The following is a 20,125-nucleotide window of genomic DNA, read 5'->3' on the forward strand; positions in this document are numbered from 1 at the left end:
TCATCATTTCGCATTCTTAGGATTTGATTGAAAGGCGAGATTCCTATGTATAAAAATACTAGTATTATTAAATTTGGTAGACTATTCCAATGATTTTTAGAGTTAAGGAAAATTGTTTCATTCGGTATTTCCATATTTTTTTGGAGTACACGATAAGAAAAAAAGAGATTTTTATATTTAGTCTTAGGATCAATGGTGAGTAACTATTCCTAAAAATTTTATATATTCAAAAAATATTTATTGGTAATTTGAATAATGAAAATATCGCTGTTTGTTACTAATATATTTAGTATTCCCTAATCGATTAACCCATATTAATTTCCAAGAAAAGTAATTGTATTTTTCAGACAAATCAATTATTATAAAATAAGTAATTTTATGAAGAAAGGAAGATAGGGGAATTTGTTCTAATTGTTAGGAATGAGTTTAGAGCAGCTTTAAAAGAGAGAAAATGACGCTTGCTTGATCACTTTGTTACCTAATAAAAATTGTAGTATTGTATGTTGCTTATGAATCGTGGATGAGGAGGAAGTAAAGTGGCAAATAAAGAACTAAAAAGGGGATTGGAAGCGCGTCATATTCAAATGATTGCCTTGGGTGGTACAATTGGTGTTGGTTTATTTATGGGATCAGCCAGCACGATTCGGTGGACAGGCCCATCGGTAATGCTAGCTTATGCAATTGCCGGGATTTTTATATTTTTCATTATGCGTGCGATGGGAGAAATGTTGTATGTAGAGCCTGGTACAGGTTCATTTGCGACATTTGGCCATAAGTATATACACCCATTAGCAGGATATATGACAGCATGGAGTAACTGGTTCCAGTGGGTGATTGTTGGGATGTCAGAAATTATAGCAGTTGGGGCATACATGCAGTACTGGTTCCCGGATCTGCCTGCTTGGGTGCCAGGTATCATCACAATGGTGATTCTTGGTGCGGCGAATTTAATTTCTGTTAAATCATTTGGTGAATTTGAATTTTGGTTTGCGATGATTAAAATTGTTACCATTGTGTTGATGATTATTGCAGGATTTGGACTTATCTTCTTTGGACTTGGTAACGGAGGGAATGCGATTGGATTATCGAACCTTTGGGAAAACGGCGGCTTCTTTACGGGTGGCTGGTCAGGGTTCTTCTTTGCGCTATCACTAGTTGTTGGGGCTTACCAAGGCGTTGAATTAATTGGAATTACAGCTGGTGAAGCAAAAGATCCGAAAAAAACGTTAACGAAAGCAATTCAAAGTACAATTTGGCGTATTTTAATTTTCTATATCGGTGCAATTTTTGTTATTGTAACTGTTTATCCTTGGGATCAACTCAACTCAATTGGCAGCCCGTTTGTAGCAACTTTTGCGAAAATTGGGATTACAGCAGCAGCTGGACTGATTAACTTTGTTGTAATCACAGCTGCAATGTCTGGATGTAACAGTGGTATTTACAGTGCAGGTCGCATGCTTTATACATTAGGGGTGAATGGACAAGCACCAAAATACTTCACAAAAATTTCCCGTAATGGTGTGCCTTTATTTGGTACGGTTGGTGTGTTGATTGGTTTAGCAGTTGGTGTTATTTTAAGTTATATTGCACCAAAAAACTTATTCGTGTATGTATACAGCGCAAGTGTACTTCCTGGTATGGTTCCGTGGTTTGTCATTCTGATTAGTCAAATTCGATTCAGAAAAGCAAAAGGAGCTGAAATGGAAAATCATCCGTTCAAAATGCCTTTTGCGCCTGTTACAAATTATGTAACGATTGCCTTTTTAGTTATGGTATTAATCGGTATGTGGTTCAATGAAGATACACGAATTTCACTTATTGTAGGTATTGTTTTCCTAGCGATCGTTGTCATTAGTTTTTATGCTTTTGGAATAGGAAAACGTGTTCCAGTAGATGTTCAAACAGAGAACGAAGTGGTTAACCGTTAATTTGCTTCGTTTGTTTAACATTTCTCTCATTAATAACATTAAAAATTTTTGATGTAGGTATAAAGAAGCTCAAATGAATTGTAGAGCTAATATAAAGCAAACAACCGGTGAGAAAGACTCATTAGGTTGTTTGCTTTTTTGTATTGTTTTTTTATTTTTTAGTGGTAGCAATTACTTAGAAACACTATTTTTCACTTGTAAAGTGGATGAGTAAAAAGTTGTGGAAGTGGATGGTCCTTTTAAAATGAATATCCCTTATTATAAAAGAGAAGGGTAGTATGCTTTAAATATTTTGATTATGTTTTCATCCAGAAAATATAAAGTTTTTTAGGTTGAGCGGTTAGGTTTTCTATTCAAATAGACTGGTTTTAGAAAGGAGAAAGCCAATGAAATTTGCAATTTTATTCGTTATTATTATTGTAATTGCATCACTTTTAGGAACGGTGTTCGTTACAAGAAACGCGGAGGAAAATTACGGTCAGTCTACGAAGCAGAATGTAAAGAATTTGTCTGCTATTTATATCGTTCTTCTTTTAAGTCTGCTTATAGGAGTTACGTGGTATGCGGTTGCTGTCTTGTAGTCTTGCTACTTTTGATAAATAGGTAGCCTAAATGAAATGGAATGTTTATTTTTTAACACTATTCTTTTTATCTTGCATTGACAGGAAGTAAGACTCCTACCTCAAAGTTTAGTAAAAGTAAAGAGGTTAGATGAGAGTCGGGCTGTCCGTAAAAACCCAACTGGTGAGGGCTAATAATCAGTGCGGGATGAAGAAAACCTCCCACTGATTAAAGTTTCACTTTATAAGGATAGAGAGGTAGCACTTTTTAACCTAAAGAAGCTTCATTCCTCAATATGTGAATGTACAATAGGGGTGGAAATTCAATTCGTATATATGTTTAGTTACTACTACTCACATTGTAGAACGAGTGAATATTTTCATAGCTGGGGATGAATGGGGCAAACTATGCTAAATGCAAACAGGAAAATACTTAGTATATAACAAACAAAGGTTAACATATTAATTTTATTTTAATTAATAAAAAGACTGCTGATAAGGGGAGGGAATTAGATGGAATGGAGACCCAATCGTGCAGATAAAACCCCAGTCTATAAACAAATCGCTGACTATATAGAACGTGGAATTTCTTCAGGAGAATTTTCTTCAGATCGTATGTTACCTTCGGAACGTACTTTAGCAAAAGAGTTGCAAGTAAACCGCAGTACGGTAGTCGCAGCATATGAGGAACTGAAATCACTTGGGGTAGTCGAGAGAACAAAAGGAAGCGGGACACGTGTAAACACAGATATATGGGGGGTATCGCGTAAACGTACACCAAACTGGGGAAGATATGTAGAAGATGGTTCGTTTCTCCCGAATTTGCCACTAGTTCAACACATTCGAACAGAAACTCAGAAGGATAATTTGATTAATTTGGCAAGTGGTGAGTTGTCACGAGATTTGTTTCCTGCTGACCAGTTTCGTCGGATTCTCTCAGAACAAATGTTTATGGAGAATTTAGGATATGATCATCCACAAGGAAATGAAAAGTTAAGGGGAACGATCTCTTCACATGTTGATAAATATAAAAACATAGATGTTGATCCAAGCTCTATTTTAATTACATCAGGGGCGCAGCAGGCACTTAATCTTATTGTGCAGTGCTTGCTTAAGCCAGGAGATGCGATTGCCATTGAAGATCCATCGTATTGTTTTTCACTTCCGATGTTTAAATCCGCTGGGTTAAAAATATTCCATTTACCTGTGGATCAACATGGAATGAATCCGGATGATTTGATAGATTTACACAGAAAGCACCGGATTCGAATGGTATTTCTAAATCCGGACTATCAAAATCCAACTGGAACTATTCTCTCATTGTCTCGTCGTAAAAAGATTTTAGAATTGTCATCTGAATTTGGTATACCGATTGTGGAGGATGATCCTTATAGCTTAACGTCCTTTAATGGCAACGTAAATCCAACCTTAAAATCTATGGATACGAATGGAAATGTTCTATATATTAGTTCATTATCGAAAATCGTAGCATCTGGATTACGAATTGGGTGGGTGATTGGCCCACCTCGGGTCATTGAGCGTTTAGCAGATGCAAAGCAGCAAGTAGATTTTGGACATAGTGTCTTTCCTCAATGGATTGCGAATCAATTTTTAGAATCAGAAAATTTTCATACGCATATTTCTTTGCTTCGTAAACAACTAAAACAGAGAAGGGATCAATTAGTCACAAGTCTTGGGGAACTATTAGGGAATCAGGTTACATTTCATATTCCAGAAGGCGGTATCCATTTATGGTGTCAAGTACAGGGCTCAATTGATGAATATCATTTATTAGGAAGAGCCATACAAAATGGTGTAGCTTTTGTTCCAGGGAGTGTATTAGGTTCGAAAAAAGAATATGTACGTTTTACTTTTGGAAGAGCGAACGCAGATCTTATTCATATAGGGATTAAAAGATTTGTAGAGACTCTAAATGGTATCGGGCGATAATAGGAATCATGTAATAATAAGAATTCAGAATGTAGTGGGGATGATAGAATATGACGACTTGGTTTGTAGTTATGTTAGCTCTTTTCGGTGCACTTAAAATATTAATTTCAAGCATTCCAAACTCTGTTGTGGAGTCTTTTGTCAGTAGGTTTGAACTACATCCACAACTTAATGAGGAAGCAGCTACTGTAACTGTTGATGGAAAACGCTTAGATGGGAAAGATGAAATTCAAATAATTAATCAGTTTAACGAAGCGATATTTTTAGAGAAATACTATTTTCCACCACAGCATGATGGGATTCCATTGGTGATTGAGACAAAGAGAGGCAAATCTGATGTTAAGTTCTCGATTTACAGTTTCGATGATCGTGTTGATGTGATTAAACAATATAAGAAGAAAGTGGTTGCGTATAGTTTGCGTTCTAAAACACTTCAAAGCCGTCCTTTGTTAGTAGCGGGAGATGTAGTTTAACGGATTGCTTAAAAACCATTTACAAGGAAAAAATATAAAGAGAAGGAGCAATTGGAATGAGTTGCTCCTTTTTTGAATGCAATAATATGTAGTATAACGATATTATTCGTACCTTAAGCCATTAGAAATACGTTCAATAGATTCCCAATCTTTCACGGTAATTTGTTTGTTTTCTTTGCGAATCACATTCGTTACACTTAATTTTTCAATCACGCGATTTAAATGTCGAGTTGTAGTACCGATAAGTGAAGCGATCTCGTGATGATCTGTTGTACGGATTTCTCTCCCGAATAGTTTAGAGGTATTTCGTATTGTGCATAAGTAACTTGCAAATCGTGTTTCCACTGAAGCTAGCAAATTAATACGTGAGGCAGTCGTACATGTTTGTAGTTTGTAAGTCACATGGCGTAAAAGTTCCTGTGAAAAATTAATGTCATGTAAAAGTACTTTATTAACATAGTGTTTATTGATAAAAATAAAATCGTTTTTTTCTTCAGCATTTACATGAGATTGTATATTTACATTTTGAATGAGTTCAATATCACCCATAATGGAAACGGCAGAACAAAATCGAAGTAATAATGCTTTTCCTGTAATCACGCTCGTCGTGATTTTTGTGCGTCCAGATATTTGAATGTATAGGCCGTCAATAGCTTCTCCTTCGTGTAACACAATCTCTTTTACATCAAATCGTCGAATTTGAAATGGGTGATGAGGATGTGTAAATAGTTTCTGTATATGTTCATTTGCTAAGTAAGTTGATAGCAGCAAGTCGTCTTCAATCTTTTTCATGATTTTTCTCCTTTTTCGGACATCTGTCCTGTTCATTATAAAAGAATTCTTTTACATTAAAAAGAAAGGAGTGATGTATATGAAATTTATTTTTGATATTGATGGTACAATTTGTTTCAAAGGTAGGCCGTTAACCGAAGGAATTATTCAAGCGTTAGATACTTGTCATGCTAGAGGACATGAAATCATATTTGCATCTGCTAGACCAATAAGAGATTTATTACCTGTTATACCAAGGCATATGCATCACTATTCAATGATTGGTGGGAATGGAGCATTTGTTGCAAAAGAAGGAAAAGTCACTCAGGTTACACCATTTGATAAATCAACTGTGAAGTCTATTCGGTCATTAATAGAGGAGCATCACCCTGCTTATTTGATCGATAGTCAATGGGATTATGCTTATACTGGAAGTGAAAATCACCCAATTTATCGCAACATAGATCCCGATAAATTAGCTGCTAATGTATCGATTGATTGCATCGATGAAATGGTGAAAGTTGTGTTGTTCCCTGGTGGGAATGAAGAAAAATTAGTGCAAGTGTTAAATGAACTACCTGTGCAAATGTATGCACATCGTCAAGAGGATATTATTGATATAAGTCCATTAGGGATTGATAAATGGAAAGGATTACAAAAGTTAGGGATAGAAGAAGGATCATTCATCGCTTTCGGTAACGATGCAAATGATGTGCCAATGTTTTTGCATGCAAAAGAAGGAATTTGTATTGGTGAGCATAAAATGTTGCGCTCCGTTGCATCTATGAGCCTACAGAGTAATGAGCAATGTATTATTGAAAAAATTATTAAGTTATCAGACATAGAATCTAGAAATACAAGGGACTTAATAAGAAACCTTTAAAGTAAATTAGAAGTTAGTTTCTAATTTGCTTTTTCTTTATAAAGTAACAATGCTTTTGTTAATCTACAGCCATTACTTAGTATTGTAGCCAACGATAAATCTTCCACATAAAAAGCATGAAAATCATATATCCGAAGAGAGAATAAGAATGATACCAGTTTTCACTATGAGTGAATAATCCTAAGCTTTCAGCAAATTGCTCCGATATACTTGCACAAATGCCAATCAAAATGATAAATAGAATTCTTGAAAATGTAGATAAAGATTTTGCAATATGTAAAAAGAAAGCAGTAAAGGTTGGTAATAGTAGTAATGTAAAGGCAATGTTGATTGTAAAGATATTTGAAAATGGCCTTACTGGAAAAGCATACATTTGTTTACTCACAAATAGGAAGTCTAAATATGTTCCGATGAAACAGGAGAAAATGATGGTGACTATAAACGCTAGGTGATTACTCTTCTGTTTCTTCTTCTCTGAGAAGGATGTTTTTTTTCGTGAGAATTGCAAGTTCAATTTTTTCAAGCGTTTTGCAATAGTCATCCTCAATTTTTCCATTTATATTTTCTCCTTTATCAATGAAATAGTCTACGATACACCAGTCTTCAAACCAGTCCCCTTTTTCTGCCTCTTCATGTTCCAAATCTCTCCATGCGTATATTAATTGAGGGCTGTATAAACGATTTGCATCTTTTCTGAGGTGACATTTTTTTATTCTACGTTTATAAAATTCACGGGAAAATGACTCATTTACATCGGAAAACAAATGAGGCCAATAGTCTTTTCGTGAAGCAGTATGTGAACGATCGTGAGCCCAATTTAATACTTTCGATAACATATGTTCGTTGCGAAACAATAAAGAGTATAATCGTTTACCTAGTAAAATTCGTTCATGTAAGGAGGTAAAGTGTTTCATTGTATCACCAAATAACAATGTTTTTTGTTTGGTCTCATCTTCATAGTATGGAAAAAGGATATGATTAAAGCGTAAGAAGTCAAAGAGTTTAAATCCAATACTATTTAATACGGTCTTTTTAAAATGCTCATTTTGAATGACCCTTTTTTCTAAGTAGTTTTGTTCATTAATAATCGTTGCTACAGCTAATGTATAGTGATTGCCCGTTTTCCAAAAATGGTTCCATATCGTTTCCATAAACGTTGAGACGTTGAGATGGGGTAGGAGGTAGAAGAGAGTTTTGGATCTTTTGAGGCTTTGTTCATATAGTAAAAATTGTGGATACACATCTTGGAAGATTAACCAGTTTCCCCGTTCTAAAAAAGAATAGTAGATAAGTTGATCTTTTTCTGATAACAGTCTTGTATATAAATCTCCTTTTAAATCTGTCATGTTCCAACCACCATTACGTGAGACCAGGTGTCCAAGTAAAGCCCAGTGTATTTCAGGATACTGAAGGTAAAACTGATAATAAGCACGTGTTCTCGTCACGTTATTTTTGTTCAGTTGTTTTGTCCGTTCTTTAATTTCATGGATTAGCATTTTTTCTTCTTTTGTTAATTTACATGTTTTAAGAGGGATTTGTTTGAGCTTACTTTTTTTCTTTAATTCATTTTTTATTTCTAAAAGAAAAAGCGGGATCGCTTTGGAAGACCCGTTCCATTTTCTTTTTCGATTGTTTTCATCCATTTTATTTCCTCCCGTTAACATGAATTTCAATAAATAGTTTAATAGAACGGTTATTATCATTTTATTACACACGTTCTGAATAAATGTGAAGGGTTTTTTTTGATATAAAAATTGTTCCTTCTTATTTCATGTAATATCAACCTTTTGTATTAATTCATCTTCATACGAAAGCGTGATTTCATAAAAATTAAACTCATTTATATTAATAGATAAGAGTGTAATAAAATTTTATAGGGGGATAATTACATGAAAAAATGGATTCGTTTTAGAATTGCACGCCCGACAGATAAATTTGAAGAAGTTATTGCATTTTATGAAGAAGGATTAGGATTAAAACGTATAGGTGAATTTCATAATCATGAAGGGTATGATGGAGTTATGTTTGGATTGCCTGATGTAGAATATCATCTAGAGTTTACAAGGCATACGAATGGTAGTCCATGTCCAGCTCCAACAAAAGATAATTTACTTGTATTTTATATACCGGATAAAAGTGAAATTGAAAAAATAAATAATAGACTACATGCAATGGGTCATCATGAAGTTGAAGCGGAAAATCCATACTGGAAAGAAAAAGGCATTACAATAGAAGATCCTGATGGATGGAGAATTGTACTTATGCATATAGATAAATAAAGGTAGAATAGTTATAAAAAGGGGGGCGTTTGTTCAAGTTTTTACTTGATAATAATCTAAATATTGGAGTCTATTTTGATGATAATGTCTTCAAAATAGACTCCAATATTTTTTGTGAGTGAAGATTTATATGTTCATAAGTTTGCACTAATGTGGTCTGTCTTTTTCCTCACTAAAGCACTTAAAATATTTGAAATTACATGTCTTCTTTTTCAGCTATTATAGTATACTAGAACATTAATTATTGCAATATTTATTAAAGAGTGAATAATAAGAAAATATGATATATTAATGCTATCTAATTATTTTTTAAGGGAGATAGGGGAAGTAATAATGAAAAATCAAAATGAAAATAAAGAACTAACGATTTTTAACCATACAGGGAACACCATTGTGACAGAAGACAGAGAAATACAAATTATCTCAAGAGTAGAAGAGCCTCTTATTGTCGTTTTAGCAAATGTATTAAGTGATGAAGAATGCGAATTGTTAATTGAATTATCAAAAGATTCTATGAAACGTTCGAAAATCGGTGCTTCTCGTGAAGTAAACAATATCCGAACAAGTAGCGGTACATTTTTAGAGGGAAATGAAATCGTTGCCAAAATTGAAAAACGAGTGTCTTCGATTATGAATATTCCTGCCGAACATGGTGAAGGTCTTCATATTTTAAAATACACCCCTGGACAAGAATATAAAGCACACTATGATTACTTTGCAGAACATAGCAGAGCAGCAGAAAACAATCGTATTAGTACGCTTGTGATGTATTTAAACGATGTAGAAGAAGGCGGAGAAACATATTTCCCAAAACTTGATCTTTCTATAGCTCCGAAAAAAGGTTCAGCCGTATACTTTGAATACTTTTATAATGATAAATCATTAAATGAACTGACGCTTCATGGTGGTTCACCTGTTATAAAAGGTGAAAAATGGGTTGCGACGCAATGGATGAGAAGAAGAGCTTTGCTGTAAGGTACCATTCGATTACGAGTTTTTTGATACGTTTTTATCCAACTATTTTCGGACAGTAACACTCCCACCTCAAAATCCAGTGGAAACAAAGAAGTGAGGTGGGAGGGATCAGATTTCATGTACATAAAATATACCTATAGGTTTGTTAATAAGAATTGTTGTAATAAGTAAATTTATCGATTTTCCTTCCAATCTACATTGTAGTTAAAAACTTTAAAAAATTTCGCTATGAGGATTATAATAAAGAGAGATTTATGAAAAAGGAGTGAAATGATTTGAAACAAGAGCTTATAGAAAGATTTACAAGATATGTGAAGATAGATACACAATCGAATGAAGAAAGTCATACAGTACCGTCAACACCGGGGCAAATTGAATTTGGAAAATTACTAGTTGAAGAATTAAAACAAATTGGTTTGACAGAAGTAATGATGGATGAAAATGGGTATGTCATGGCAACACTTCCTGCGAATACGGATAAAAATGTTCCTGTAATTGGTTTTTTAGCCCATTTAGATACAGCAACTGATTTTACAGGGAAGAATGTAAAACCACAAATTCATGAAGATTTTGATGGTAAGGCAATTACCTTGAATAAAGAATTGAATGTCGTTTTAACACCAGAACAATTTCCAGAATTACCATCATATAAAGGTCATACTTTAATCACAACTGATGGAACAACACTTCTTGGGGCAGATGATAAAGCTGGCCTTACAGAAATCATGACTGCTATGAATTATTTATTACATAACCCACAAATTAAACATGGAAAGATAAGAGTAGCATTTACGCCGGATGAAGAAATCGGCCGTGGACCATCTCACTTTGATGTGAAAGCTTTTGGAGCGTCTTTCGCTTATACAATGGACGGAGGCCCACTTGGAGGATTGGAGTATGAGAGCTTCAATGCTGCAAGTGCAAAACTTACTTTTAAAGGAAATAATACGCATCCTGGAACAGCAAAAAATAAAATGCTCAATGCAAGTAAGTTAGGGATGGAGTTTCATGCGCAGTTACCGGTAGAAGAGGCACCAGAATATACAGAGGGATATGAAGGTTTCTACCATCTCATTTCTGTAAATGGTGATGTTGAGCAAAGTAAATCTCATTACATTATTCGAGATTTTGAACGTGATAACTTTGAGGCTCGTAAAGAAAAAGTTACAAATATTACGAAGCAGATGCAAGAAAAATATGGTGAAGAAAATATTGTTCTTGAGATGAATGATCAGTATTACAATATGCTTGAGAAAATTGAACCGGTTAGGGAAATTGTTGATGTTGCGTATGAGGCGATGAAAAATCTAGACATTGAACCAAATATTCAACCGATTCGCGGAGGGACGGATGGGTCTCAATTATCATATATGGGCTTGCCGACGCCAAACATTTTTACTGGTGGGGAAAACTACCACGGTAAATTTGAATACGTTTCTGTAGATAATATGGAGAAGGCTACTCATGTAATAATAGAAATAGCACGATTGTTTGAAGAGCAGGCATAAAGAGGAAATCCGGGGAGTTATTGATTACTACCCGGATTTTAATACAGAACTCTCCATAAATAAAAGGTCGCATAGGATTCCCAATCCTTCCATGCTGAAGCGTACTCTCTTATTTCTTTTTTTGTTGGTTTACTTTCTGATCCTGTTAAACGTTTAATGACATTATGTAGGCCAACATCGTCAATTGGAAAAGCAGAAGGAAATCTTAGACAACGCATTAAAACATAATTTGCTGTCCATGGTCCAATACCGCGTATGTCGGTTAATGTTTTCTCGGCATTTTTTAGGTCGCTGTTTATGAACAAGTCTTTACTTAAGACACCTTGTGTCATGAGTTTTGCGACACCAATAAGATATTCACATTTTCTTATGGTCATTTTTAGTTCTGTTAGATCTTCTACAGATAGGTTGGCGATAACCTCTGGTGTTGGAAATATCCAATATTTTCGTCTATTCCATTCGATATGTTCACCGAAGGATTCAACAAAGCGCCTTTTTAATGTATAGGCAAATGTGAGATTAATTTGTTGACCAAGAATACCCCAGCAAAGTGCCTCAAATAAATCAGGAATTCCCATATTGCGTAGTCCGTAATATTCGTTGATTGGTTTAGACAGAAGTACATCGTTTTTTGCTACATCATAAAATGAGGTTAAATCCGTATCTAAGTCAAACCATTCTCTTACATACCTCGCTACTCTAGCACGAACCCATTTCTCAGGCGGCATTTCATCACCTAAAAAACGAACATGGATATTTCCTTCATTATTTACACTTGTCTCGATTAACGGGTTTTCTCCCTCAATCGGAATGACTCTATAAATTTTGTTGTTTTCAATGTGAAACATACATTCATTTTTGGAACGTGAAAGATAATGTAAGTTTTGTTTAAAGCTAAATTCTTTCGGAACAATTAATGTTATGCTTTCATTTCCATCTTTCCATGCTCTATATGGAAGCTCAGGACAACAATTTCTACAAGGCTGATAACCAGTTTGTTCCGCTTCTTTTCTAGATTTAAATTTCTGATTGTTTTTTTTGGACTGCTTTTGTTCACACCAAGGGAAGCAGTAGTTTTTAACTGTTTTGTTACCTATAAAATAAGGAGCGTCCCATTCAAAAGGAAATGTAGCATTTTTCATTTTCAACCACCTACAGCAATGCTTTTTCTAATGTTAATAACTCTTTTTTCATTTCTAAACCGCCTCGAAATCCAGTTAATTTTCCATTCTTTCCAATTACACGATGACAAGGGATTGTAATTAATAAAGGATTGGTTCCAATTGCAGTACCGACAGCGCGCACTGATTTTGGTTTTTCAATGAGCGCTGCAATATCCGAGTAGGAATAGGTTTTTCCATAAGGAATTTCACGTAATGCATTCCAGACAGCTAACTGGAATGGTGTTCCGTGAACATCAATGGGACATGTAAATACTTCCCGTTGTGTTTTTAGATACTCTTCTAGTTCTTGAACATATGGTTGTAACTTTAAGGGATTCTGAACTAAAGTATGCTTTGGAAACCGTTTTTTCGTCCAAGTTGTTAATTCTTCAAAAGTTTGATTTTGAGATCCTACAAAGCATAATCCTGTTGATGTTGCGGCAATATACATATGCCAGTTTTCGTGAACAAATAGAGTCCAATATATAATTTGATTTGTTTTAGATTCCATTGTACTTTCCCTCGCTTGTGTGCTTCATTTTTCGGTATTCAGTAGGGGTATACCCTGTTTTCTTTTTAAATAATGTTGCAAAATGTGCAGTGTTGGCTATACCCACAGCAAAACCTATCTCTATAATTGTTTGATTTGTATTTGTAAGATACTGCATAGCTTTGGAAATCCTTAATTGTTGTATATACTCTAGCGGAGTGATGCCTTTCATTCGCTTAAAAGTACGCTGTAAATGATAGGGGCTGCCATGACACATATCTGCAAGTATTTCAAGAGTTAATGGTTCGTGATAATTTTTATCAATGTACTCTATAATTTGAGTTATCCAATCTTCATTAGGTAACTTTAATCCATTTGGCTTACAACGTTTGCAAGGACGGAATTTTTCGGATAGTGCATGTTTTGCATTGAGGAAAATTCGTACATTGTCTTTGTTAGGTGTTCTAGATTTACATGATGGACGGCAAAAAATACCTGTTGTCTTTACGGCGTAAAAAAATTTGTCATCATAAGAAGCATCGTTATGTATAATCGCTTGCCAGCGTTCATTCGTCAAATGATTTACACTTGTTTCGAATTGTAATCTCTCATTTTGCATGGAATCACCTCCGAAATTAGTATACCCTGAAACAAGTACGCACGTACGTATTTATGAATGTAAGAGCAAGATTACAAAGGTGAAAATGATAGACGTTATATTTTGTGTTAGCATGTAAGCAGAAAATATAAATGTAGAGCGAGTATGATATCATGCTACAGTAGCATGAGGAGGAACAAAAAGTGAAATTTATTTCGTGGAATGTAAATGGTTTACGAGCAGTAATTGCAAAAGGTGGTTTTATAGAATACTTAGAGGAAGTCGATGCGAAAATCAATAGTGAAGTAATGGGATCAGATCATTGTTCTGTTGAATTGAATCTAGAAATTTAGAAAATATAAAAAAGTAGTATCTATTTTGAATAAAGGATAGATACTACTTTTTATTTGTCTTGTTAAAATTTCTCAAATAATTCTTGAAATAATTTGTATATATCTATATACTTAATAACGATAATCATTATCAATGATAATGATTATCAATGAGTGAGGATAGAAGATAATTTATTATCAGGGGAAGTGAAGTAAATGAGTTTTAATTTTAAATAGATGTATTGTAAGTGGATATATAAACAGAAATAGGATTTCATTAAAATAATATATTTAAAGGTTGTTAATTTAGAGAGGAGCATTTATAAACATGAACAAGAAATTATTTACATTAGGAATGGTTACAGTATTAAGTATTGGACTTGCAGCATGTAATAGTGCGGATAAAACTTCAGGAGAATCAAAACAAGAGTCAAAAGCGACAGAGACGAAAAAAGATGAAAAACAAAAAATTACATATTTAGGTAAAGAATATACAGTACCTGCAAAAGTAACAAAAGTTGCAACAGCTAGCTTAGAATCAATGGAAGATGCAGCTGTACTTGGCATTAAGCCAGTAGGAGCAATAACAGTAGGTGGACAATTACCGAAGTACTTAGCAGAAGATTTAAAAGGGGCAAAATCTATCGGTGAGAAAATGGAACCAAATTTTGAAACATTACTTCAATTAAAACCAGATGTAATTACATCTAGCTCAAAATTCCCACCAGAGGCAGCTGAGAAATTTGCAAAGGTAGCCCCAACATTCCCGGTATCACATATTTCTACGAATTGGGAAGAAAACTTGAAGTTAATGGGAGAGTTATCTGGTAAAAAAGATAAAGCGGAAAAAATTATTAAAGATTATAAAGCTGATGCTGAAAAAGCGAAAGAAAAAATTGGTGATAAATTAAAAGATAAAAAGGTTCTTGTAATAAGATTAAGAGCTAGTAACTTGTATCTTTATCCAGAAGGCGTTTACTTCAACCCAGTTATTTATAAAGATTTAGGATTAACTGTTCCAGAAGAAATTAAAGCTGTAAAAGCACAAGAAGCAATTTCCTTAGAAAAATTAGCTGAGAGTAATCCAGATTATATCTTCTTACAATTTGAAGAGAGCGAGAATAAGGATAAACCACAAATATTAGAAGATTTACAAAGCAATCCAATTTGGCAAAGCATTAATGCTGTAAAAGATAAAAAAGTATTTGTAAACTCTGTTGATCCAATGGCACAAGGTGGTACTGCTTGGAGTAAAACTGCTTTCTTAAAAGAAGCTGTGAAAAATTTATCTAAATAAGTAAGGTGCGTTGAATGATATGCGGAAAATAAATTCAGTACCAATGATAATTTTATGTTTGGCACCCATCGTTATTTTACTTACAATTATGCTTTCAATTTTATATGGGGCGAAAAATATCGATTTTGAAACAACTTGGAATGCATTGTTTCATTTTGATTCAGGAAATGTAAATCATAATATTATTATTACTTCTCGTTTACCAAGGGTAGTTGGGGCTCTTTTAGTAGGAGCATTTCTAGCCATATCAGGAGCACTTATGCAGGGGATGACAAGAAACTATCTTGCATCCCCTTCTATTATGGGTGTGACAGATGGCTCAGCTTTTGTGATTACAATTTGTATGGTATTCCTTCCGGGAATGTCTTCAATTAATATGATTTTATGTTCTATGCTAGGATCAGCATTAGGAGCCGGAATTGTTTTTGGGTTCGGTTCATTGCTTCGAAATGGATTATCACCAGTTCGGTTAGCGATTATTGGAACTGTTATAGGTACATTTTTAAGTAGTGTTTCTGCTGCAATTGCATCCTATTTTCAAGTTTCTCAAAATATTAGTTTTTGGTACAATGCCAAATTACATCAAGTCGATCCAAATGTAATCAAATTAGCAATTCCTTTCGGGGTAGTTGGGATTATTTTGGCACTACTAATATCGAAATCGATTACGATTCTTTCATTAGGAAAAGAGGTTTCTGTCAATTTAGGGCAACGTACAAAACTAGTAAAAGCGACCGCTATTATATCAGTTATATTCTTGACAGGGACGGCGGTTGCGCTAGTCGGAAAAATTGGTTTTGTAGGACTTATTATTCCGCATATTACTCGTTTTTTAATTGGAGTAGATTATAAATGGATTATCCCTTGTGCAGGAGTGATTGGTGGTTTGTTTTTAGCTTTATGCGATATAGTAAGTAGGTTTGTAAATTATCCGTTTGAAACACCAATAGGAGTTGTTACGTCTTTAATTGGAATTCCTTTCTTCCTTTATTTAATACGGACAAGAGGAGGAGAGAAGCATGCTTAAGGGTTCAAATCGGAATTATGTAATGACAATGGGGATCATTATATTTTTAATTTTGATAGCTATATATGTTAGTTTAACAAACGGTACATTTGATATTACAGTTATGGATGTGTGTCGGACAATCTTTCGGGTAAATCCTGTTCCCGAACATGATTTAGTAATATTTGATTTTCGGCTTCCAAGAATTGTGATCGCTGGTTTAGTAGGATTAGGTCTTGGAATTGCTGGAGCAGTTATTCAAGGAATTACAAGAAACGGTTTAGCTGATCCGGGTATTTTAGGTGTGAATGCTGGAGCAGGAACTGCAATTGTTATTTTTATGTTTTTCTTTCAAGGACAGTTGAAAAGTACGGACTGGGTCTCGATTATGATGATGCCAATGTTTGGGTTAGTTGGTGGTTTAGGTGCAGCTATATTAATTTATATGTTTTCTTGGCGAAATGGAAAACTAGATTCCCAACGTCTTTTATTAACAGGAATTGCGATAGGATCAGGATTTGGTGCATTTTCTATGTATTTATCATTGAAAATGAAAGCAACTGACTTTGAAATGGCTGCCGTTTGGGTTTCCGGGAGTATATATAATGCAAATTGGAAATATATTATTGCTATGCTGCCGTGGCTCATTATCCTAATTCCTATAATTAAAAGAAAAGCCTATTTACTTGATTTATTTCAATTGGAGGAAACGAGTATTACGAGTTTAGGAGTTTCGGTTGAGAGAGAAAAATCTATTTTATTATTAAGTAGTATTGGATTAGTAAGTGCCTGTGTTGCTGTCTCGGGCAGTATCGGATTTGTAGGACTGATGGCACCGCATATTGCAAAACGTCTCGTTGGTATTCAGCATATGTATGTGATTCCTGTATGTGGAGCAATCGGTATGCTACTTGTCATTGTTTCAGACTTTATTGCAAAAACAATATTTACACCTGTGGAATTACCAGTTGGAATTGTCATTTCGATTATTGGTGTACCATATTTCCTATATTTGTTATATAAAGCGAAGGCGTAAGAGGAGTGAGAGAAAGTGAATGATCTAAGGGCTGAAAATTTAGAAACAAGTTATGAAAAGTTTACAGTGTTTCGTGATTTGAATGTAGAGATACAAAATGGGAAAGTTACCACAATTATTGGCCCAAATGGATGCGGGAAATCAACACTCTTAAAAACAATGGGACGAATTTTAAAACAAAAAAGCGGAAAAGTGTATTTACAAGGACAAGATTTAAATACAATTCCTACAAAACAAATTGCAAAGCAGCTCGCACTACTTCCGCAAAACCCAATTGCACCAGGCGAACTGAAAGTGGAAGAATTGATTTCTTACGGACGTTACCCACATCGAAATAATGTGAATAAACTATCACCAAAAGATAAAGAAATGATTGATTGGGCATTAGATATTACAAAAACATCCGCTTTTCGTACGCGTCAAATCGGAAACCTATCTGGTGGACAAAGACAAAAAGTATGGCTAGCAATGGCTTTAGCACAAGAAACAGAAGTTTTATTATTAGATGAACCGACTACATACCTTGATATGTCTCATCAATTAGAAGTATTGCAAATTGTTGAACGATTAAACAAAGATCACAAATGTACGGTTGTTATGGTTTTACATGATATTAATCATGCAGCGCGATTTTCAGATGAGATTATTGCGATGAAAGATGGAAAAATTATTACAGCAGGAAGCCCAGTAGAAATCATTACAAATGAAGTATTAAAAAGTGTATTTCATATTGACGCACGGGTCATGATAGATCCTTATAATGGAGCTCCTGTATGTTTCGGTTATGATAGTGTGTTCCAAGAAGAAAAAACTGAAATATATGTAACTAGTTAAAATAATAAGAGGAGGGGAGAGGGACATGAATACAAGTATTGAGAAAAAAGATGTTACCATTTCTGGTGCAGAGCAATGGAAGATGTATTCGAAAATAGGAAACCGTGAATATCAAATTTATATTTCGAAGCCAAAGCAACCTGCTCCAGAACATGGATATCCTGTAATTTATGTATTAGATGGAAACGCATTTTTTCAAACGTTCCAAGAAGCTATTAAGATCCAATCAGTAAGAGCAGAAAAAACAGGAGTTGCACCATCTATAATTGTTGGCGTTGGTTATCCGATAGAAGGTGCTTTTGCAGCTTCTGAAAGATGTTATGATTTTACTCCTTCTGTACCTTCTATGGATGCGCCGCCAAAACCTGATGGGAAACCGTGGCCTGAGTCAGGAGGAGCAAATGAATTTTTAGCATTTCTTCAAGATGAATTGAAGCCACACATCGAAAAGAATTTTAAGATTAATAGAGGAAGACAAACGATATTTGGACATTCACTCGGTGGATTATTCGCTTTACATGTATTATTTACAAATATAAATGCCTTTCAAAATTATTTCATCAGTAGCCCATCTATTTGGTGGAATAATCAGTCTGTTCTTGAAAACGAAATAGAGTTTATAAATGAATTGGACAGAGCGAATTTTGAAGTGGGAGTCTTTCTGACAGTAGGAGCATTAGAAAGAGAGCATATGGTTCGAGATGCGAATGCATTATCAGAGCGTTTACTGAATTTGCAATATAATAAATTTCGATTTGCATTTTATGAAGCTGAGGGAGAGAATCATGCGTCGGTAGTTCCAACCGCGTTAAGTAAGGCACTGAGATTTGTAAGTAATATATCCTAATTTTTGTTTTTGAATGAAACATTAGAAAATGTAGTACAGAAACACGTATGTAATGTCCTTATATCTATATAAAAAAGGTAAGCAGCTGCTTACCTTTTTTATATAGGAAAATATAGAGTATATCTGTATGTATATTTTATGCTATAAATGTTATACTCCGATTAGATGTTATTACATGTAGATTGAAATGGAATAGGGTTGTTAGAGATATCTATTTGTTAATAGGATAGAAACTTTAAGAAGGTGATAAAATGAAGCATAATGAAAATGAAGCAGCTACTACTCATAGGTCGGATAAAGAAAAAGAACAAATTATGAATCGGTTAAAGAGAATTGAAGGGCAAGTACGTGGTATCCAAAATATGATTGAAAATGATCGCTATTGTGTTGATATTTTAGTGCAAATTTCAGCTATTAATGCAGCGATGAAGAAGGTTGGTATGGGAATCCTTAAAAATCATACAGACCATTGTGTTTCTAATGCGATTAAAGATGGGAATGGAGACGAAGCAATCGAAGAGTTAATGACAGTGTTCGAACGATTCTCAAAAGCGTAATAAAACGAGCTAGTATTGAATCTAGCTTGTTTTTTATTTATGTTGATACCTTTATCCCGCATTAATGGGCAGTAAGACCCCCACTGATTAAAGTTTCACTTTATAGACAGTGTTATTTTTAAATCTAATTTTTAGTAAATGTACTTGGAAATGTTATTTATTCGGAGGTTGTTCCAATGTTATTTAGCCCACATGAAAGGATGACGTATTAATTATCCAACTAGGATTATAGGTTTGACGAGCCTTTTTATAATGAGATTAATACAACAATTTAAACATAAAAAAGCCTTCTCATAAGCGAGAAGGCCATTTTTTATTATTTTACTGCTTCTTTTAGTTCTTTACCAGCTTTAAATGCAGGTACTTTTGAAGCTGCGATTTGCATTTCTTCACCTGTTTGTGGGTTACGGCCTGTACGAGCAGCTCTTTCACGAACTTCAAATGTACCGAATCCGATAAGTTGTACTTTTTCACCAGCTGCTAAAGTGTTTGTGATTGATTCTACTACAGATTGCACAACTACAGTAGCTTCTTTTTGAGAAATTTCAGCTGTTTGTGCTACATTTTTAATTAATTCTGTTTTATTCATATCTTCACCTCATATGTAAATAATGCTATTTAAGTTGTTATTATAACGT

At 34.3% G+C, this 20,125-nt stretch carries 21 protein-coding genes and 1 pseudogene; 15 read left to right on the top strand and 7 right to left on the bottom strand.

Annotated features, from left to right (window positions below):
- Nucleotides 1-536 precede the first annotated feature (536 nt).
- The 4 genes from LOK41_RS15110 (at nucleotide 537) to LOK41_RS15125 (ending at nucleotide 4,911) form a co-directional block, all read left to right on the top strand.
- Nucleotides 537-1,928 carry an amino acid permease gene (locus tag LOK41_RS15110; RefSeq protein WP_174102190.1) on the top strand — a complete coding sequence of 464 codons (1,392 nt, stop codon included), beginning with the start codon at nucleotides 537-539 and terminating at the stop codon, nucleotides 1,926-1,928.
- 386 nt (nucleotides 1,929-2,314) lie between these two features.
- A complete protein-coding gene (locus LOK41_RS15115; protein ID WP_241817247.1) occupies nucleotides 2,315-2,509 on the top strand; it encodes a cytochrome c biogenesis protein ResB in 195 nt (64 codons plus the stop codon).
- A 492-nt stretch (nucleotides 2,510-3,001) separates the two neighbouring features.
- Nucleotides 3,002-4,438, top strand: a complete 1,437-nt coding sequence (gene pdxR / locus LOK41_RS15120; protein ID WP_241817248.1) for a MocR-like pyridoxine biosynthesis transcription factor PdxR — start codon at nucleotides 3,002-3,004, stop codon at nucleotides 4,436-4,438.
- Nucleotides 4,439-4,488: 50 nt separating this feature from the next.
- Entirely contained in the window at nucleotides 4,489-4,911 is a 423-nt protein-coding gene (locus tag LOK41_RS15125; RefSeq protein ID WP_241817249.1) for a YfmQ family protein, read from the top strand.
- Nucleotides 4,912-5,013: 102 nt separating this feature from the next.
- Here the strand turns inward: LOK41_RS15125 and LOK41_RS15130 are convergent, their stop codons facing one another.
- A complete protein-coding gene (locus tag LOK41_RS15130) occupies nucleotides 5,014-5,703 on the bottom strand; it encodes a Crp/Fnr family transcriptional regulator (RefSeq protein WP_241817250.1) in 690 nt (229 codons plus the stop codon).
- A gap of 73 nt (nucleotides 5,704-5,776) precedes the next feature.
- Between LOK41_RS15130 and LOK41_RS15135 the strand changes: the two genes are divergently transcribed.
- A complete protein-coding gene (locus LOK41_RS15135) occupies nucleotides 5,777-6,565 on the top strand; it encodes an HAD-IIB family hydrolase (protein WP_241817251.1) in 789 nt (262 codons plus the stop codon).
- Between the two features lie 76 nt (nucleotides 6,566-6,641).
- Here LOK41_RS15135 and LOK41_RS15140 read toward each other — a convergent pair whose 3' ends face one another.
- Together LOK41_RS15140 and LOK41_RS15145 are read right to left on the bottom strand one after the other, a co-directional pair.
- A complete protein-coding gene (locus tag LOK41_RS15140; RefSeq protein ID WP_481748818.1) occupies nucleotides 6,642-7,121 on the bottom strand; it encodes a CBO0543 family protein in 480 nt (159 codons plus the stop codon).
- The gene (locus LOK41_RS15145) at nucleotides 7,018-8,208 is read right to left on the bottom strand and encodes a DUF2515 domain-containing protein (RefSeq protein ID WP_241817252.1); all 1,191 of its coding nucleotides are present in this window, start codon (nucleotides 8,206-8,208) and stop codon (nucleotides 7,018-7,020) included. The genes LOK41_RS15140 and LOK41_RS15145 overlap by 104 nt, the downstream gene beginning before the upstream one ends.
- A gap of 246 nt (nucleotides 8,209-8,454) precedes the next feature.
- On the opposite strand from LOK41_RS15145, the gene LOK41_RS15150 reads away from it, so the two are divergent.
- The 3 genes from LOK41_RS15150 to pepT all read left to right on the top strand — a co-directional run bounded on the left by LOK41_RS15150 (nucleotide 8,455) and on the right by pepT (nucleotide 11,327).
- Nucleotides 8,455-8,844 carry a VOC family protein gene (locus tag LOK41_RS15150; RefSeq protein ID WP_174102184.1) on the top strand — a complete coding sequence of 130 codons (390 nt, stop codon included), beginning with the start codon at nucleotides 8,455-8,457 and terminating at the stop codon, nucleotides 8,842-8,844.
- 333 nt (nucleotides 8,845-9,177) lie between these two features.
- Nucleotides 9,178-9,819 carry a 2OG-Fe(II) oxygenase gene (locus LOK41_RS15155; protein ID WP_241817253.1) on the top strand — a complete coding sequence of 214 codons (642 nt, stop codon included), beginning with the start codon at nucleotides 9,178-9,180 and terminating at the stop codon, nucleotides 9,817-9,819.
- 275 nt (nucleotides 9,820-10,094) lie between these two features.
- On the top strand, nucleotides 10,095-11,327 hold the full coding sequence (gene pepT / locus LOK41_RS15160) for a peptidase T (protein ID WP_241817254.1): 1,233 nt from the start codon (nucleotides 10,095-10,097) through the stop codon (nucleotides 11,325-11,327).
- A 38-nt stretch (nucleotides 11,328-11,365) separates the two neighbouring features.
- Here pepT and LOK41_RS15165 read toward each other — a convergent pair whose 3' ends face one another.
- From LOK41_RS15165 to LOK41_RS15175, 3 genes are read right to left on the bottom strand one after another with little or no spacing between them, the layout of a single operon-like run.
- A complete protein-coding gene (locus LOK41_RS15165; protein ID WP_241817255.1) occupies nucleotides 11,366-12,469 on the bottom strand; it encodes a DNA-3-methyladenine glycosylase 2 in 1,104 nt (367 codons plus the stop codon).
- A gap of 10 nt (nucleotides 12,470-12,479) precedes the next feature.
- Nucleotides 12,480-13,001, bottom strand: a complete 522-nt coding sequence (locus tag LOK41_RS15170; protein ID WP_241817256.1) for a methylated-DNA--[protein]-cysteine S-methyltransferase — start codon at nucleotides 12,999-13,001, stop codon at nucleotides 12,480-12,482.
- Entirely contained in the window at nucleotides 12,991-13,599 is a 609-nt protein-coding gene (locus LOK41_RS15175; protein WP_241817257.1) for a bifunctional transcriptional activator/DNA repair enzyme AdaA, read from the bottom strand. Before LOK41_RS15175 ends, LOK41_RS15170 begins: the two co-directional genes overlap by 11 nt.
- A 182-nt stretch (nucleotides 13,600-13,781) precedes the next feature.
- On the opposite strand from LOK41_RS15175, the pseudogene LOK41_RS29300 reads away from it, so the two are divergent.
- From LOK41_RS29300 to LOK41_RS15210, 7 genes and pseudogenes are all read left to right on the top strand, one after another.
- Nucleotides 13,782-13,874, top strand: a pseudogene (locus tag LOK41_RS29300) (exonuclease III); the annotation flags it as partial.
- A 364-nt stretch (nucleotides 13,875-14,238) separates the two neighbouring features.
- Nucleotides 14,239-15,207: an iron-hydroxamate ABC transporter substrate-binding protein gene (locus tag LOK41_RS15185; RefSeq protein ID WP_241817258.1), complete on the top strand. Its 969-nt coding sequence runs from the start codon at nucleotides 14,239-14,241 to the stop codon at nucleotides 15,205-15,207.
- 19 nt (nucleotides 15,208-15,226) lie between these two features.
- A complete protein-coding gene (locus tag LOK41_RS15190; RefSeq protein ID WP_241817259.1) occupies nucleotides 15,227-16,234 on the top strand; it encodes a FecCD family ABC transporter permease in 1,008 nt (335 codons plus the stop codon).
- 22 nt (nucleotides 16,235-16,256) lie between these two features.
- Entirely contained in the window at nucleotides 16,257-17,249 is a 993-nt protein-coding gene (locus LOK41_RS15195) for a FecCD family ABC transporter permease (protein ID WP_481748819.1), read from the top strand.
- 15 nt (nucleotides 17,250-17,264) lie between these two features.
- Nucleotides 17,265-18,083 carry an ABC transporter ATP-binding protein gene (locus LOK41_RS15200; protein ID WP_241817261.1) on the top strand — a complete coding sequence of 273 codons (819 nt, stop codon included), beginning with the start codon at nucleotides 17,265-17,267 and terminating at the stop codon, nucleotides 18,081-18,083.
- 25 nt (nucleotides 18,084-18,108) lie between these two features.
- On the top strand, nucleotides 18,109-18,930 hold the full coding sequence (locus tag LOK41_RS15205; protein WP_241817262.1) for an alpha/beta hydrolase: 822 nt from the start codon (nucleotides 18,109-18,111) through the stop codon (nucleotides 18,928-18,930).
- A 251-nt stretch (nucleotides 18,931-19,181) separates the two neighbouring features.
- Nucleotides 19,182-19,487, top strand: coding sequence for a metal-sensing transcriptional repressor (locus tag LOK41_RS15210; RefSeq protein WP_241817263.1), 306 nt, complete (start codon nucleotides 19,182-19,184; stop codon nucleotides 19,485-19,487).
- A gap of 316 nt (nucleotides 19,488-19,803) precedes the next feature.
- Here LOK41_RS15210 and LOK41_RS15215 read toward each other — a convergent pair whose 3' ends face one another.
- Nucleotides 19,804-20,076, bottom strand: a complete 273-nt coding sequence (locus LOK41_RS15215; protein WP_003199316.1) for an HU family DNA-binding protein — start codon at nucleotides 20,074-20,076, stop codon at nucleotides 19,804-19,806.
- Between the last annotated feature and the right edge of the window lie 49 nt (nucleotides 20,077-20,125).

The sequence above is a fragment of the Bacillus sp. TL12 genome (genome assembly GCF_022625245.1).
Lineage (GTDB): Bacteria > Bacillota > Bacilli > Bacillales > Bacillaceae_G > Bacillus_A.